This is a genomic window from Streptomyces sp. BHT-5-2, from assembly GCF_019774615.1.
GTDB lineage: Bacteria > Actinomycetota > Actinomycetes > Streptomycetales > Streptomycetaceae > Streptomyces.
Map to the genome: position 1 here is coordinate 2,101,425 of NZ_CP081496.1, position 13,998 is coordinate 2,115,422.

Sequence of the window (13,998 nt, forward strand, 5' to 3'; positions counted from 1 at the left end):
TGGTGTCGGCGGAGCCAGCCGGTGTCAGCGGACCCAGCCGGTGAAGCTTTGCCCGATGGTGCGGGTGCGTTCGGTGGTGCGGGGTTGCGTGCCGCCGGCGCCGACCGCGGCCGAGACCGCCCGCACCAGCCAGGCGTTGACCGACAGGCCCTCGCGGCTCGCGGCCTCCTCGGCACGCGACTTGAGGTGCGCCGGCAGTCGCAGGTTGACCCGGGCGGTGCCGCCCTCCTCCCCGTCGGCCGGAACCAGGGCGGTGAGCGGTTCGACCGGCGCGGCGGCCGCTTCCGTGGGGCGGCTGTCGGAGGGGGGCGGGGTCACCACGAAGTCGGGGTCCAGGCCGCGCAGTCGTACGTCGACCGAGCCGGGGGCGAGTTCACGGGTGATCTCGTCCATCGCCGCGGAGAGCACATTGAGCATGGCCAGACGGGTCGCCGACTCCAGTGGGGCGGTGAGTCGCTCGGCCAACTCGCGGGCATCGTCCCCGCCGGCCTCGGCGGCCACCGCGAGTTCACGGCGGAGAGTGTCGACATACGGCGTGAGGTCCATGACGTCATCATGGCATCACTATGGCGCCATACGCAAGTGTGGGTGGCGCCCTATGGGAGCGGGTTCCCGTGAATGTGCCTCTGAGCTGCGGAAACGAGTTCTCTGCTGGCTGGGTCGTGGTGGTGCGGCGGGCGTTTGTGTGCTCTTTGGGGCGTGGAATGGCGCCCCGTGGCGCTGGCTGACGCCAGGCTGGCGCCGGGTGGTGTCGAGTGGCGCCAAGTGGCGCCAGGCGGTGCGCCAAGCCTGGGCAGTGTGTGCGGGGACCGGTGTGCGGGGCGTGGCGCGGCGTAGATTCGCGGCATGGTGACTTCGATGACGTGCGAGGCGTACGAGGAGCGGATGGCACGGGCCGGGCATGCCGCCGCGGCGGCCGGGCTGGCCGGGTTGATCGTCACGCCGGGGCCGGATCTGGTGTGGCTGTGCGGGTACCGGCCGACGGCCGTCACCGAGCGGCTGACGGCGCTGGTGATCGAGCCGGGCCGGGCGGGCCGGCTGCTGGTGCCCGTACTGGAGCGACCGGACGCGGAGCGGGCCGCCGGGGCCGGGGCGCTGGAGGTGGCGGGCTGGACCGATGGGTCGGATCCCTACGCCGAGCTGGGCAAGTGGCTGGTGCCACAGGGGCGTTACGGGGTGGCGGACGGGATGTGGGCGCTGCATCTGCTCGGGTTGCAGCGGTCGCTCCCGGGGGCCGGGTACGCGGCGCTGACGGAGGCACTGCCGATGCTGCGCGCGGTCAAGGACGCATACGAGGTGGAGCGGCTGGCGGCGGCGGGGGCGGCCGCGGACGCGACGTACCAGGACGTCCTGGGGGTGCGGTTCGCCGGGCGGCGGGAGTGCGACGTGGCGGCGGACCTGGCGCGGCTGTTGATCGAACACGGGCACAGCCAGGTGGACTTCACGGTCGTCGGGTCGGGGCCCAACGGGGCCGATCCGCACCATGAGGCGGGGGAGCGGGTCATCGAGGACGGCGACATGGTCGTACTCGACTTCGGCGGGCTGAAGGACGGGTACGGGTCCGACACCACGCGGACCGTGCACGTCGGGCAGCCGGGCGCCGAGGAGCGGACGGTGCACGAGATCGTGCGGGAGGCGCAGCAGGCGGCGTTCGAGGCGGTGCGGCCCGGTGTCGCGTGCCAGGAGATCGACCGGGTGGCGCGGCAGGTGATCAAGTCGGCGGGCTACGGCGAGTACTTCATCCACCGGACCGGGCACGGCATCGGGGTCACCACGCACGAGCCGCCCTACATGGTGGAGGGCGAGCATCTGCCGCTGGTGCCGGGGATGTGCTTCTCGATCGAGCCGGGGATCTATCTGCCGGGGCGGTTCGGGGTGCGGATCGAGGACATCGTCGTGTGCACGGAGGACGGCGGGCGGCGGCTGAACGTGACGGGGCGGGAGTTGGCGGTGGTGGGGTAGGGGGTGCGCGTTCGTCGCTTCCGGTCTCCGTGGTCCGAGCCGCCACCCCGCCCCTGCTTCTACGGCACCAGCACCACCTTCCCCATCGTGCCGCGGGACTCCAGCGCGCGGTGGGCGGCGGCGGCCTCGGCGAGGGGGAAGCGTTGGACGGTGGGGACGAGGCGGCCGGCGGCGGCTTCGGCGAGGGCGGCGGTCTCCAGGGTGCGGAGGGGGTTGGTGCCGCCGACCCGGGCCAGCATGGGGGCGCCGAGGACGGACTCGGAGGTGATGCCGCGTTCGGCGAGTTCGGCGTCGGTGAACTCCAGCGGGCCGCCGGAGGACCAGCCGAAGACCAGGTGGCGGCCGCCGCGGGCGAGGAGGTCCACGGCGGCCCGGCCCGGGGCGCCGCCCACCGAGTCGAAGACGAGGGTGGCGCCGGGGACGCCGCGCTCGTCGAGGAAACGGCGGGCGAGGACCGGCCAGTTGTGGTCGGTGTAGTCGAGGGCGAGGTCGGCTCCCAGGTCGCGGACGTGGGCCACCTTGGCGGGGCCGCCGGCCAGGCCGAGGACCGTGGCGCCGGTGTTCTTGGCGTGCTGGACGAGGAGTGAGCCGATGCCGCCGGCGGCCGCCGGGACGATCGCGGTGTCGTCGGCGCTGAGGGCCGCGCAGCGCAGGACGCCCAGGGTGGTGCGGCCGGTGCCGATCATGGCGACGGCCTGGGCCGCGTCCAGCCCGTCGGGGAGGGTGTGCAGCCGGTCGACGGTGGTGACGGCCAGTTCGGCGTAGCCGCCCGGGACCATGCCGAGATGGGCGACGACCGGGCGGCCCAGCCAGGCGGGGTCGGTGCCCTCGCCGACGGCGTCGACGGTGCCGGCGACCTCGCGGCCCGGCACGGTCGGGAGTTCGGGCAGTGGTGCGGGGCCGCCCTCCAGGCCCGCGCGGAGGGCGGTGTCCAGGAGGTGGACGCCCGCCGCGGCCACGGCGATACGGACCTCGCCCGGTCCCGGTGTCGGGTCGTCGAGGGTTTCGCAGACGAGGTTTTCCGCGGGACCGAAGGTGTGCAGCCGTATTGCGCGCATGGCGGAGCCGTCTCCTCTGAGGAGGCCCGGCGGGGCGGTCGCCAATGGAGGGCGACCGCCCCGTCGGTGGGATGGGTCAACTGCCGCCACTCTCGTACCTCAAGTTGGATTGAGGTCAACTGGGTGGTGGTGCGGGTGCGTTGTCGGGTCAGCGGACTCGGGCGGTGGTGCCGGCGGTGCCGGTGGTCCCGGTGGTCGTCGTGCGGTGCGGGGCCGTGCAGGGGTGGCGGCCGGTGCCCAGGGCGAGCGAGACCGCCTCCAGGGCGCTGGTGAAGGACACCTCGCACAGCACCCCCGGGGCCGCGACCTGGTCGCCCGCCAGGTAGACGCCGTCGCCGCGGTCGATCGCCGGGCGGTCGCGCCAGCACGTGCCCGGCAGGTCCACCGCTCCCGAGCGGCCGTTGGAGAGCGAGGTGCGGCGCCAGGTGGTGCGCTCGCGCCAGTCGCGGAAACCGGCGTCCAGCAGGCGTTCGGCGCGGGCCACGCCGTCGTCGCGGGTCTCGTCCGGGCCGATGCCGACCTGGCCCTGGAGGAGCTGTTCGCCGCGCGGGGCCAGGCCCGGGTCGGGGCCGGTGAACCGCTCGATCCAACCGGGGAAGTCCAGCCCGGAGAGCGCGAACGGGTCGCCGCGCCGGGTCCGTACGGCGAGGTCGAGCAGCACCGTGCGGGCGCCGGTCCAGCGGAGCCGGTCGTCTCCGAGGAGGGCCCGGGCGGAGTCCAGATGGGTGGCGACGACGACCGGGCGGTCCTCCGGGAGGGCGTCGACGCGGGCCCCGGTCTCGATGCGTACGCCCAGGTCACGGGCGTGTTGCGCCATCCGCTCGATGAGCTTGCCCCAGCCGCCGGCGAGGTAGCGGGCCTCCGGCGGCAGGGCGGTGGTGCGGCGCAGCCGTTCCTGGACGAAGGCGGCGGAGAGGCTGCCGGGGTCGTGGTGGAAGGTGGCGACGCCGACGAAGTGGGCCGCGGCGCGGACGGTGGCCTCACCGGCGTGGGTGCGTGCCCAGGTGAGGAAGTCCTGGTCGACAGGTGCGTCGCGGTGGGCGCGCAGCTTCAGGATGCCGAGCCCGGGCTGCCGGTGCAGGGTGCCGCGGTGGAAGAAGCGCAGCCGGGCGGCGTCCCGGAGGGGCAGTGGGGCGAGCGGTTCGAGCAGGCCGCGCTGCCGGAGCCAGGGCCAGTGCGGGCCGCGGTTGTAGAGGGCGTGCGGGCCTTCGTTGGTGAGGTAGGGGCCGTCGGCGGTGCGGGCGCGGCCGCCGAGCGTGCGGTGGGCCTCGTGGAGGGTGACGGCGGCACCGGCCTCGGCGGCGGAGATGGCCGCGGTCAGGCCGGCGAAACCGCCTCCGACGACGGTGAGCGGGCGGCGGGTCATGGCGGCTCCTTCGGTGGTTCGGGTCGTGTTCGGTGGTTCAGGTCGTCTTCGACGGTTCGGGGTCGTGTTCGGCGGTCCGGAGCGCGCGGCCGTGGGGGCGGGCGCTCGTCGATGGGACGGATGGGGGTGCCCGGGATGTGACATGGCGCCGCGGGAGGGGGTGTTTCCGCAGGTCAGATGGGGTTTCAAGGGGGATTGTCAGTGGGGTGGTTCAGGATGGGTGGTGGGCGTGGAGCGGTCCGCGGAATGCGGAATGCGGAATGCGGAATGCGGAATGCGGAGTGCGGGCCGAGCCGGCCCGCGGCGGCAGGGAGCAGACCGGGCCCGGGGTCCGGTACGGACGAGAGGCGGTGCGCGTGGCAGGGCGCGGGCAGGAGACGGTGCGGGCGGTGCGGCGGCCGGAGGTGCGGCTGCCGGAGCTGCGGACGTACGACGGCGGGGAGCTGGTGCCCGAAGGGGACTACGACGGCCTGGAGTTCACCGACGCGGACTGGGCCGGGCAGTCGGCGCGCGGCGCCCAGTTCATGGACTGTGCGGTGCGGCGGTGCGCGCTGGACGAGACGGTGCTGAGCCGGGCGCGGATCATCGACAGCGTGCTGACCGGGGTGCGCGGGGTGGGGACGGATCTGTCGCAGGCGTCGTTGCGCGATGTGGAGGTGGTGGACGCCCGACTGGGTGGGATACAGCTCCACGGTGCGGTGCTGGAGCGGGTGGTGGTGCGCGGCGGGAAGATCGACTTCGCCAATCTGCGCAAGGCCAGGCTGCGGGACGTCGCCTTCGAGGGATGCGTGCTGGTCGAGGCGGATTTCGGGGGCGCGCAGCTGGAGCGGGTGTCGTTCGAGGACTGCACCCTGGCCCGGGTGGACTTCTCGGCGGCGCGGATGAAGGACGTCGATCTGCGCGGGGTCGCCGCGCTGCAGATCGCCCGGGGCATCGATTCCCTGGGCGGCGCCGTGATCAGCATGGCCCAACTCATGGATCTGGCACCGGCGTTCGCTGCCCAGGTGGGCGTGCGGGTGGAGTGACGCGGACGACCGAGCGGAAGGCGAAAGGGGAGAAGGGGAACGAGGAGAAGGGGGACGAGGAGGAGCAGAAGCAGGAGGGGGAGGAGAAGGGGATGGGGATGGGGATGGGGATGGGGATGGGGATGGGGATGGCTCAGATACGGGGGAAGCGGGCCTGGAGTGCCCAGATGGTGGGGTTGTCGGCGAGGCCCTCGTGCATATCGGCGAGGTCGGCGACCAGGTCGTGCAGGAAGTCGCGGGCCTCACGGCGCAGCGCGGCGTGATTGAAGGTGAGGGGGGCGTCCTCGGCCGGCATCCAGTCGGCGGCGACGTCGACCCAGCCGAAGCGCCGCTCGAAGAGCATCCGGTCGGTGGACTCGGTGAAGTCCAGCTCGGCATGGATCGGACGGGCGGAGCGGCTGCCGCGGGGGTCGGTGTCGAGCCGCTCGACGATGTCGCACAGCGCCCAGGCGAAGTCGAGCACCGGTACCCATCCCCAGGCTGTGGAAAGCTCGCGATCGGTCTCGGTGTCCGCGATGTAGACGTCGCCGCAGAAGAGGTCGTGGCGCAGGGCGTGCGCGTCCGCGGTCCGGTAGTCCGTCTGCGGAGGGTCCGGGAAGCGGCGGGACAGGGAATAGCCGAGGTCGATCACGCCTTGATGGTGCCACGCGCGGCGGCATGCGGGGGCGGGCGGGGCTCGCGGCCCGTCGCCCCGCCCCTCGCCTTGCCCTGCCCCTGGTCGTGCCCTGCCCCTGGTCGTGCCCCGGCGTTTGCCGTGCCCTGCCCCCACCGTGCCCCGCTAAGGCAGGGTGAGCACCCGCGGCCCGTCGTTCGTCACCGCGACGGTGTGCTCGAAGTGGGCCGCGCGGCTGCCGTCGATGGTGCGCAGGGTCCAGCCGTCGGCGTCCGCGGTGTAGTGGTCGTCGCCGCCGGCCAGGAACATCGGCTCGATGGCTATGACCAGGCCGTGGCGGAGTGGGTAACCGCGGCCCGGCCGGCCCTCGTTGGGGACCGGCGGGTCCTCGTGCATCGCCCGGCCGATGCCGTGGCCGCCGAAGTCCTCGGGGATGCCGTAGCCGGCCGCGCGGCCGATGCTGCCGATGGCGTGCGAGACGTCGCCCATTCGGGCGCCGACGACGGCGGCCGCGATGCCCGCCTCCAGGGCCCGCAGGGTGGTCTCCTTCAGCCGGCGGTCCCCGGGGTGCTCGGTGCCGACGCTGAAGCTGGTGGCCGCGTCCCCGGCCCAGCCGTCGACGACCGCGCCGCAGTCGATGCTCACCAGGTCGCCGTCGCGCAGTCGGTAGCCGTTCGGGATGCCGTGCACGATCGCGTCGTTGACGGAGGCGCAGAGCACCGCGGGGAAGGGGGTGGGGGCGAAGGACGGGCGGTAGCCGAGGAACGGCGAGGTGGCACCGGCCTCGTCCAGCACCGTGCGCGCGGCCTCGTCCAGCTCGGTCAGCCGCACCCCGGGGGCGGCCGCGGCGCGGGCCGCGGCCAGGGCGTCCGCGACCACCCGGCCCGCCACTCGCATCGCGTCCAGCGCCGCGTCGGTCTTGATCTCCACCATTGGATACGCCTCCCCATTTTCCGTTCCGCGTCACGCCGCCCGGTGTGCGCCGCAGTGTGCGCCGGGCGGCCAGGCGGGCCGGTATCCGCTTCCTTGGACCGGTATTTCTTTACCGGTATTTCTTTACCGGTATTAGTATCACGGGCATGGTGCGGACTCCACTGACCCCCTGGGAACGCGAACGCGGCGAGCGGCTGGGTGCGTTGCTGCGCGCGGCGCGCGGCGCGCGGAGTATGGTCGAGGTCGCCGCGGCGGCCGGACTGTCCGCGGAGACGTTGCGCAAGATCGAGACCGGCCGGGCGCCGACCCCGGCGTTCTTCACCGTCGCCGCGCTCGCCGGGACGCTCGGACTGTCGCTGGAAGAGGTCGTCATCCAGGCCACGCCCCCGGACGCGGCACCGGACGACGCCCGGCGCGCCGCACACACCGCCCACCCGGCACGCGCCGAACATCCACCACGCACCGAACACCCACCACGCACCGAACACCCACCGCGCGCGGCCCGCACCTCGCGCAGCAGCGCAGCCGCCTGAGGCGGCCGGAGCCGACCGGGCCGGTGGCCGCAAGCTCATCGACCGCCGGCCGCCACCCCCGCCCACACCCCCCCACACCCACCCACTCCCCCGAACACGCCAAGAGCCGGCCCCCTCCCGGAGACCGGCTCTCGTTGCCGGGCGTGCCCGGCCGTGGTGATGGTGGCGCCGCCCCACGGCGGCGCGCGTCGTGTCTCAGACGCTGACGCCGAAGTCCTGCGCGATGCCCCGCAGGCCGGAGGCGTAACCCTGGCCCACGGCGCGGAACTTCCACTCCGTGCCATTGCGGTACAGCTCGCCGAAGACCATGGCGGTCTCGGTGGCGGCGTCCTCGCTGAGGTCGTAGCGCGCGATCTCGGCGCCGCCGGCCTGGTTGACGATGCGGATGAAGGCGTTCCGCACCTGGCCGAAGTTCTGGCCGCGGTTCTCGGCGTCGTAGATGGAGACCGGGAAGACGATCTTGTCGATCTCGGGCGGCAGCGCGCCGAGGTTGACGTTGATGCTCTCGTCGTCGCCGTCGCCCTGGCCGGTGGTGTTGTCGCCGGCGTGGACGATGGACTGGTCCGGCGTCGACTTGTTGTTGAAGAAGACGAAGTGCTGGTCGGAGTGGACCTTGCCGGTCGCGTTGACCGCGATGGCGCTGGCGTCGAGGTCGAAGTCCGTGCCCGTGGTCGTGCGGACGTCCCAGCCGAGGCCGACCGTGACGGCGGTCAGGCCCGGTGCCTCCTTGGTGAGCGAGACGTTGCCGCCCTTGGACAGGCTTACAGCCATGGGAAGTCCCTTTCCTCGTCGAGTCGCGCCGACCTGGGGCCGGTGGTGCCGCTGACGCCACCGATGTCGGTGGTGTCGGTGATGCCGCGGCGGTCCGCCCGGAGCGGAGCCGCCGTCACCCATCTCAACGCCCCGGGACGACCGGGTGGTTCCAGCCCGCTTTACTTTCTTTGCCCGATTCTGATGGCGCGCCACGCCCGATTCTGTTGGCGCGCCATGCCCGCTCCCGAGGGCCGCGGCCCGCTCCGGCCGGGAAAACCGAGGTGACGGGCGGCCGCCGGCGCGGGATCATGGGGGCATGTCCGGGCCCCATGTCATCCGAGGTTCGGTCGTCCTCCCGGAGGCCGAGCTGGTCTGGCGGTTCTCGCGCTCCTCCGGCCCGGGCGGCCAGCACGTCAACACCAGCGACAGCCGCGTCGAGTTGCGCTTCGACCTGGCGCGGACGACGGCGCTGCCCCCGGTGTGGCAGGAGCGGGCGCTGGAGCGGCTGGCGGACCGGCTGGTCGACGGCGTGCTCACGGTGCGGGCCTCCGACCACCGCTCCCAGTGGCGCAACCGCGAGACCGCGGCCGTCCGGCTCGCCGCGCTGCTCGCCGAGGCCACCGCCCCGCCGGCCAAGCCCCGGCGCAAGACCCGCATTCCGCGGGGGATCAACGAGCGCCGGCTGCGCGAGAAGAAGCAGCGCGGCGACACCAAGCGGGGCCGCTCCGGCCGCGATTGGGGCTGAGGCCCGCACCGGCGCCGGGTCCCGCGCCGCTTCGCCTCAGGCCCTCAGACCCTCAGGCCCCCGGCTCCCTGGCGCCGGCCCCGTTCACCCCAGCTGTCGGTACTTCCCCCGGAAGTACGTCAGCGGCCCGTCGTCCACCTCGGACGTGGTCGTCGCCAGGACGCGGCCGATGACGAGGGTGTGGTCGCCGGCCGCCACCCGCTGCTCGGTCCGGCACTCCAGCGTCGCCAGTGCGCCCCCGATGAGCGGCGCACCGGAGGCTTCGCCCCGTTCGCAAGGAATGTCCTGGAAGAGCAGCCGGTCGCTGATCCGGCCCTTCATCGCGAATCGTCCCGCTACGTGCCGTTGGTGGCCCGACAGCACCGAAACCGCCCACAGCGGCTGCTGCGCCAGCAGGTCGTCCATCCGTGAGTCGTTGCGAACGCTCACCATCACCAGCGGCGGATCGAGGGACACCGAAAGGAACGCCGTCGCGGTCATGCCGACGTCCTCGCCGCGCGCTCCGGCGTCCGGATCGTGGGCGGTGATCAGCACCACGCCGGCGGCGAGGCGGGACAGGGCGGCGCGGAACTCGTCGTCACTCACCCCCACAGCATGCGCGATCGGCCCGTCGCCCGGCGGGGAGGCGAGGGCGACGGTGGCCGTGGCGGCGGGGCCGGTGGCCGGGGTGACGGCAGGAGTCTTCGTGAACACGCCATGCACGCTAACGTCGCCCGGGTGTGGTGCGCATCGGGCCCCGGGACCACCCGCGTCCTAGGTCCCGGGGCGGAGGTGCCGGCCGCCGCCCCCGGGGTGGGGAACCGGCCGCGGCGGTGGCCGGAATTTGCGTTCAGGAAGTTTTCAGGAGGCGTCCGGGCGGCGTTTGCGCGCGCCGCGGCGCCGCTGGTCGACGAGAGGTAACGACCCGTCACGGACTGTGACTTGAGTCACATGAGCCGCTAATTGTTGACCCTGTGTACCGAGTGAACAGCTCACTGTGATTCAGTGAGCGTGGAATCGGACGACAAAGAAATCGGTGGAGTTGCTGTCGAGGTCTCAGGGAGAGCGAGCGATGGAGACCGAGTCGGAGCCCTATGTCCGTCTTGCGACCCTGCGGCAGCTGCACCAAGTGGTCGCCGAACTGAACACCGCGCGCAGTCTCGCGGACACCTTGCAGTCCGTCGCCGACGGGGCGATCGCCGGGCTCGGCTTCGAGCTCGCCGCGGTCAACCTCGTCCGGCCGGACGGTGACCTCGTCGTCGCCGCGGTGGCCGGCAGCGCGGGCGCGGAGGCGCTGATGGCCGGACGGGTCGGCTCGCGCGCCTCGTGGGAGCGCCGGCTGTCCATGGGCGAGCGCTGGGGCGACCTGTGCTTCATCCCGTACACCGAGGGCTGGGTGCTGGACGACGACGACGTCCCGCAGTGGCACACCGCCGGGCCCGCCCCCCGGTTCCCCGACGAGTGGCACCCGATGGACCGCCTCTTCGCGCCCATGTACACCGCCGCCAACGGCAACGGCGAACTGCTCGGCGTGCTCTCCGTGGACCGGCCGCGCAACGGCCGCCGCCCGGGCCCCTGGGGCCAGGAGGCGCTCCAGATGTACGCGTTCCAGTCCGCCATCGCGATCAGCAACGCCCGGCTGCGGGCCAACATGCAGCGCGCGCTGGTCCGCCTGGAGCGCGAGCAGCAGGCCCTGCGGGCCAGTGAGGAAAGCTTCCGGCAGGCGTTCGAGTACGCGCCGAGCGGGATGGCCGTCGCCGAGATGGGCGGCGACCAGCACGGACGGCTGCTGCGCACCAACGACGCGCTGTGCCGGCTGCTGGGCCGGCCGGCCTCCACGATGCGCCGGATGTCGTTCTCCGACATCTGCCACCCCGAGGACATCGGCACGCTGCTGCGCACCTCCGCCGAGGGCGGCCGCGCCGAGCTGCGGCTGCTGCGCCGCGACGGCACGTACGTGTGGGTCTCGCTGCGCAACTCCGTGGTCGCCGACACCGCCGACGGCCCCCGCTTCCTGCTCACCCACGTCGAGGACATCGAGGAGCGCAAGCGGCACGAGCTCCAGCTCGCGCACCGGGCCAGCCACGACTCGCTGACCGGCCTGCCCAACAGCGCCGAACTGCGGGCCCGGCTCTCCGCCCGGCTGTGCTCCCGCCCGCCCAGCGCGCTCGCCGACGCCTACGCCTCCGCCGGTGCCGGCGCCGACCCGCGCGCCCCGCTCGGCTTCGCGGGGGAGGGGCCGGAACCGTTCGACGGCCTCGACGGCTTCGAGGGCGAGAAGCCCCGGCCGACGCCCCGCGGCGCTCTCCCCTTCGACCACCACGTCCACCTCTCCGCGCCCGCCGACGGCGCCGCGGACGACGGTGCCAAGGGCCTGGCTGTCCTCTTCTGCGACCTGGACGGCTTCAAGTCGATCAACGACCGCTTCGGGCACAACACCGGTGACGCGGTGCTGATCGAGGTCGCCCGCCGGCTGACCAGCGGCGTCCGCGACGGCGACACCGTCGCCCGGCTCGGCGGCGACGAGTTCGTGGTGCTCGCCGACGGGCTGGGCACGGCCGACGCCCAGGACCTCGCGGTCCGGCTGCGGAACGCGATCGTCCCGCCGATCCGGGTCGAGGGCCGGGCCGTCCGGGTCGGCGCCAGCTTCGGCATCGGCTGGGCGAGCTGCGGCATGACCGCCGAGGAGGTGCTGGAGTCGGCCGACCAGCGGATGTACGTCGAGAAGCGGCGGTCGAAGAGCAACCGGCGGGCGGCCGGCTGAGCGGCCCGACCCGCCCGGGCGCCGGCGGCCCCGCCCGCTGCCGCGCATCTCACATCCGCGGTGTCCTGCCTGGGCATCGCGTGTTCACCGATCCGTAGCGATCTTGTGAACGTCCGGGGACGGTGTGGCCGCGCCCCGACGGGGTAGGCTGCGCCGATGCGGCGCGGCGACGCCGGAGGCCCGTAAGAGGCAGTCCGCGCGGAGCCCCGCGCACGCGACACGGACGCGCACAGGCGCGTAGAGACCGCTTGGGAGTGACACGGAATGACGGCCGGCAACAACGGCGCCGACACGCCGGAGAACGACGACCCGTTCGCCCACCTCTACCGCTCGGAGGGCGGCGAGGGCGGCGGGGCCGCGTCGGGCGCCGGCACCGCGCGGCAGCCCGGCGTCCCGCGGACCTCCTACAACCAGGTGCGCACGGTCGGCCAGCGCCAGTACGGCAACCAGGGCCCGTCGGCGTACGGCCGGCAGAACGCGCACTACGCCGCGCCCGAGACGCTGCCCGGCGGCGGCGCCGACCGCAGCCGCCCGGCCCCGCCCGTCCCGGCGCCCCGGAAGAGCCGCAACGGCCTGCTGATCGGCGCGGTCGCGGTGGTCGCCGTGGTCTGCATAGGCATCGGCGTGGCCATGCTGACCAACTCCGGCCAGTCCAAGGACAACACCGCCGGCGATCCGGGCCCGACGGCCGCCGACTCCGTCCAGCCCAGCACACAGCCCTCCACCAAGCCCACCCCGGGCGCCCTCCCCAAGGACGACGCGGGCGCCCTGCGCCTCGAAGGCGGCGCGACGACCGCCAAGGACGTCCCGGGCGCCCGCTCGGCCAGCGGGTCGTACGTCGGCGGGATGAACACCCCCGGCGCGTCGGCCACTTGGACCCTCAACGTGGACGCCCCCGGCCAGTACAAGCTCTGGGTCGGCTACGGCGTACCGGGCAAGGACGCCAACCTCACGCTCACCATCAACGGGCAGGCGCTGACCCGGCCGATAAGCCTGCACAACTTCGCCCACGCCCCCGAGGGCGCCTGGGACAAGGGCTGGACCAGGTCCTGGTCGCTCATCCAGCTCAACAAGGGCACCAACACCGTCAAGCTGTCCTGCGAGAACGGCAACCAGTGCGAGGTCAACCTCGACCAGGTCTGGCTCGACCGGCCCTGACACCGGGCAGGCGGCCGCCCCTGACGCCGGGCACCCGGCCGCAGCGCCCTCAGGCCGCCGTCGGACGTTCCGTCACCACCACGTGCGGCAGTAGGTCTTGGTAAATCGTGGGGTCGAACTCGCCTGCGGTGGGGGAGCGGACGGTGGCGGCGGAGAGGGCCACCGCGCGGCGCAGGCGGTCGGGCCAGGGGAGGTCCTCGACGAGGCCGGAGAGCAGGCCGGCGACCGCGGAGTCGCCGGCGCCGGTGGGGTTGCCGGCGAACCGGCGGGGCGGGACGGCCTGCCAGGCGCCGTCGGCGGTCACCGCGAGTATGCCGTCCGGGCCGAGCGAGGCGGCCACCGCGTGGGCGCCGCGGCGGCGGGCGTCGCGGGCGGCGCGCAGCGGTTCGGTGCTGCCGGTGAGGGCGGCCAGCTCGTCGGCGTTGGGCTTGGCGAGGTCGGGGCGGGCGGCCAGACCGCGGCGCAGGGGTTCGCCGCTGGTGTCCAGCACGACGGGGACGCCGGCGGTGCGGGCGGTGCGGATGAGCCGGGCGTAGACGTCCACCGGGACGCCGGGCGGCAGGCTGCCGCAGAGCGCCACCGCCCGTGCCCCGCCCAGCAGTTCGCGGTAGGTGGTGAGGAAGGCGGCCCATTCGGCGGGGGAGACGGTGGGGCCGGGCTCGTTGAGCTGGGTGGTGTCGCCGGTGGCGCCGTCGACCACGGCGACGGTGCGGCGGGTGGCGCCGCCGACCGGGACCAGGGCGTCGGTGACGAAGGGCTCCTGGGCGAGCAGGGCGCGCAGCGCCTCGCCGGTGCCGCCGCCCGCGAAGCCGGTGGCGACCGTGCGGTGGCCCAGCGCGGCCAGCACCCGGGCGACGTTCAGGCCCTTGCCGCCGGGGCGTTCGGTGACCTCGGTGACGCGGTGGGTGGTGTGCGGGTGGAGCCGGGGGACGCGATAGGTGATGTCCAGGGCGGCGTTCAGCGTGACCGTGAGGATCATGGTCTCCCCTCCAGGAGGAGGCCGGCCGGACGGCCGTGGGTGAGGACACCGCGTTCCGCGGTGGCATACGGACAAGTGCGCGAGCGATCATGCCATCGCGAACGGCCGTAGGCCCAGACCCGTGTCGGTC

Annotated in this window: 15 protein-coding genes; 6 read left to right on the forward strand and 9 right to left on the reverse strand. The window is 73.8% G+C overall.

From position 1 onward, the window contains the following. Positions 1-24: 24 nt before the first annotated feature. Positions 25-546 carry a hypothetical protein gene (locus tag K2224_RS09365; protein ID WP_221906122.1) on the reverse strand — a complete coding sequence of 174 codons (522 nt, stop codon included), beginning with the start codon at positions 544-546 and terminating at the stop codon, positions 25-27. Between the two features lie 312 nt (positions 547-858). Between K2224_RS09365 and K2224_RS09370 the strand changes: the two genes are divergently transcribed. Then, the gene (locus K2224_RS09370) at positions 859-1,962 is read left to right on the forward strand and encodes an aminopeptidase P family protein (protein WP_221909533.1); all 1,104 of its coding nucleotides are present in this window, start codon (positions 859-861) and stop codon (positions 1,960-1,962) included. A gap of 59 nt (positions 1,963-2,021) precedes the next feature. Here the strand turns inward: K2224_RS09370 and K2224_RS09375 are convergent, their stop codons facing one another. Together K2224_RS09375 and K2224_RS09380 are read right to left on the reverse strand one after the other, a co-directional pair. After that, complete coding sequence (locus K2224_RS09375; protein WP_221906123.1) at positions 2,022-3,020, reverse strand: zinc-binding dehydrogenase; 999 nt, start codon at positions 3,018-3,020, stop codon at positions 2,022-2,024. Positions 3,021-3,168: 148 nt separating this feature from the next. Beyond that, positions 3,169-4,386 (reverse strand): NAD(P)-binding protein, encoded by a 1,218-nt coding sequence (locus K2224_RS09380; RefSeq protein WP_221906124.1) that lies wholly within the window; start codon positions 4,384-4,386, stop codon positions 3,169-3,171. 380 nt (positions 4,387-4,766) lie between these two features. On the opposite strand from K2224_RS09380, the gene K2224_RS09385 reads away from it, so the two are divergent. After that, entirely contained in the window at positions 4,767-5,411 is a 645-nt protein-coding gene (locus K2224_RS09385) for a pentapeptide repeat-containing protein (protein WP_221909534.1), read from the forward strand. Positions 5,412-5,544: 133 nt separating this feature from the next. Here K2224_RS09385 and K2224_RS09390 read toward each other — a convergent pair whose 3' ends face one another. Both K2224_RS09390 and map read right to left on the reverse strand, forming a co-directional pair. Then, positions 5,545-6,042, reverse strand: a complete 498-nt coding sequence (locus K2224_RS09390; RefSeq protein ID WP_221906125.1) for a hypothetical protein — start codon at positions 6,040-6,042, stop codon at positions 5,545-5,547. A 147-nt stretch (positions 6,043-6,189) separates the two neighbouring features. Next, positions 6,190-6,957, reverse strand: a complete 768-nt coding sequence (gene map / locus K2224_RS09395) for a type I methionyl aminopeptidase (protein WP_221906126.1) — start codon at positions 6,955-6,957, stop codon at positions 6,190-6,192. 146 nt (positions 6,958-7,103) lie between these two features. On the opposite strand from map, the gene K2224_RS09400 reads away from it, so the two are divergent. Continuing rightward, positions 7,104-7,490, forward strand: coding sequence for a helix-turn-helix domain-containing protein (locus K2224_RS09400; RefSeq protein WP_221906127.1), 387 nt, complete (start codon positions 7,104-7,106; stop codon positions 7,488-7,490). Between the two features lie 195 nt (positions 7,491-7,685). On the opposite strand, the gene K2224_RS09405 is transcribed toward K2224_RS09400, so the two are convergent. Further along, positions 7,686-8,261, reverse strand: a complete 576-nt coding sequence (locus K2224_RS09405; RefSeq protein WP_221906128.1) for a TerD family protein — start codon at positions 8,259-8,261, stop codon at positions 7,686-7,688. Then, positions 8,252-8,380 carry a hypothetical protein gene (locus K2224_RS40350; RefSeq protein ID WP_260692428.1) on the reverse strand — a complete coding sequence of 43 codons (129 nt, stop codon included), beginning with the start codon at positions 8,378-8,380 and terminating at the stop codon, positions 8,252-8,254. Before K2224_RS40350 ends, K2224_RS09405 begins: the two co-directional genes overlap by 10 nt. A 179-nt stretch (positions 8,381-8,559) precedes the next feature. Between K2224_RS40350 and arfB the strand changes: the two genes are divergently transcribed. Next, complete coding sequence (gene arfB, locus K2224_RS09410) at positions 8,560-8,988, forward strand: alternative ribosome rescue aminoacyl-tRNA hydrolase ArfB (protein WP_221906129.1); 429 nt, start codon at positions 8,560-8,562, stop codon at positions 8,986-8,988. Between the two features lie 84 nt (positions 8,989-9,072). Here the strand turns inward: arfB and K2224_RS09415 are convergent, their stop codons facing one another. Then, positions 9,073-9,681, reverse strand: coding sequence for a flavin reductase family protein (locus tag K2224_RS09415; protein ID WP_260692429.1), 609 nt, complete (start codon positions 9,679-9,681; stop codon positions 9,073-9,075). A gap of 358 nt (positions 9,682-10,039) precedes the next feature. Between K2224_RS09415 and cdgB the strand changes: the two genes are divergently transcribed. Then, entirely contained in the window at positions 10,040-11,731 is a 1,692-nt protein-coding gene (gene cdgB, locus K2224_RS09420) for a diguanylate cyclase CdgB (RefSeq protein ID WP_221906130.1), read from the forward strand. 264 nt (positions 11,732-11,995) lie between these two features. Continuing rightward, the gene (locus tag K2224_RS09425; RefSeq protein ID WP_221906131.1) at positions 11,996-12,889 is read left to right on the forward strand and encodes a carbohydrate-binding protein; all 894 of its coding nucleotides are present in this window, start codon (positions 11,996-11,998) and stop codon (positions 12,887-12,889) included. A gap of 49 nt (positions 12,890-12,938) precedes the next feature. Here the strand turns inward: K2224_RS09425 and K2224_RS09430 are convergent, their stop codons facing one another. Then, on the reverse strand, positions 12,939-13,868 hold the full coding sequence (locus tag K2224_RS09430; RefSeq protein ID WP_221906132.1) for a 1-phosphofructokinase family hexose kinase: 930 nt from the start codon (positions 13,866-13,868) through the stop codon (positions 12,939-12,941). Positions 13,869-13,998: the final 130 nt, after the last annotated feature.

What these genes read in the sequence shown, in the direction of transcription:
- K2224_RS09365 (WP_221906122.1), bottom strand. Translation starts at nt 546, where the DNA reads ATGGACCTCACGCCGTATGTCGACACTCTCCGCCGTGAACTCGCGGTG.
- K2224_RS09370 (WP_221909533.1), top strand. Translation starts at nt 859, where the DNA reads ATGACGTGCGAGGCGTACGAGGAGCGGATGGCACGGGCCGGGCATGCC.
- K2224_RS09375 (WP_221906123.1), bottom strand. Translation starts at nt 3,020, where the DNA reads ATGCGCGCAATACGGCTGCACACCTTCGGTCCCGCGGAAAACCTCGTC.
- K2224_RS09380 (WP_221906124.1), bottom strand. Translation starts at nt 4,386, where the DNA reads ATGACCCGCCGCCCGCTCACCGTCGTCGGAGGCGGTTTCGCCGGCCTG.
- map (WP_221906126.1), bottom strand. Translation starts at nt 6,957, where the DNA reads ATGGTGGAGATCAAGACCGACGCGGCGCTGGACGCGATGCGAGTGGCG.
- K2224_RS09400 (WP_221906127.1), top strand. Translation starts at nt 7,104, where the DNA reads ATGGTGCGGACTCCACTGACCCCCTGGGAACGCGAACGCGGCGAGCGG.
- K2224_RS09405 (WP_221906128.1), bottom strand. Translation starts at nt 8,261, where the DNA reads ATGGCTGTAAGCCTGTCCAAGGGCGGCAACGTCTCGCTCACCAAGGAG.
- arfB (WP_221906129.1), top strand. Translation starts at nt 8,560, where the DNA reads ATGTCCGGGCCCCATGTCATCCGAGGTTCGGTCGTCCTCCCGGAGGCC.
- cdgB (WP_221906130.1), top strand. Translation starts at nt 10,040, where the DNA reads ATGGAGACCGAGTCGGAGCCCTATGTCCGTCTTGCGACCCTGCGGCAG.
- K2224_RS09425 (WP_221906131.1), top strand. Translation starts at nt 11,996, where the DNA reads ATGACGGCCGGCAACAACGGCGCCGACACGCCGGAGAACGACGACCCG.
- K2224_RS09430 (WP_221906132.1), bottom strand. Translation starts at nt 13,868, where the DNA reads ATGATCCTCACGGTCACGCTGAACGCCGCCCTGGACATCACCTATCGC.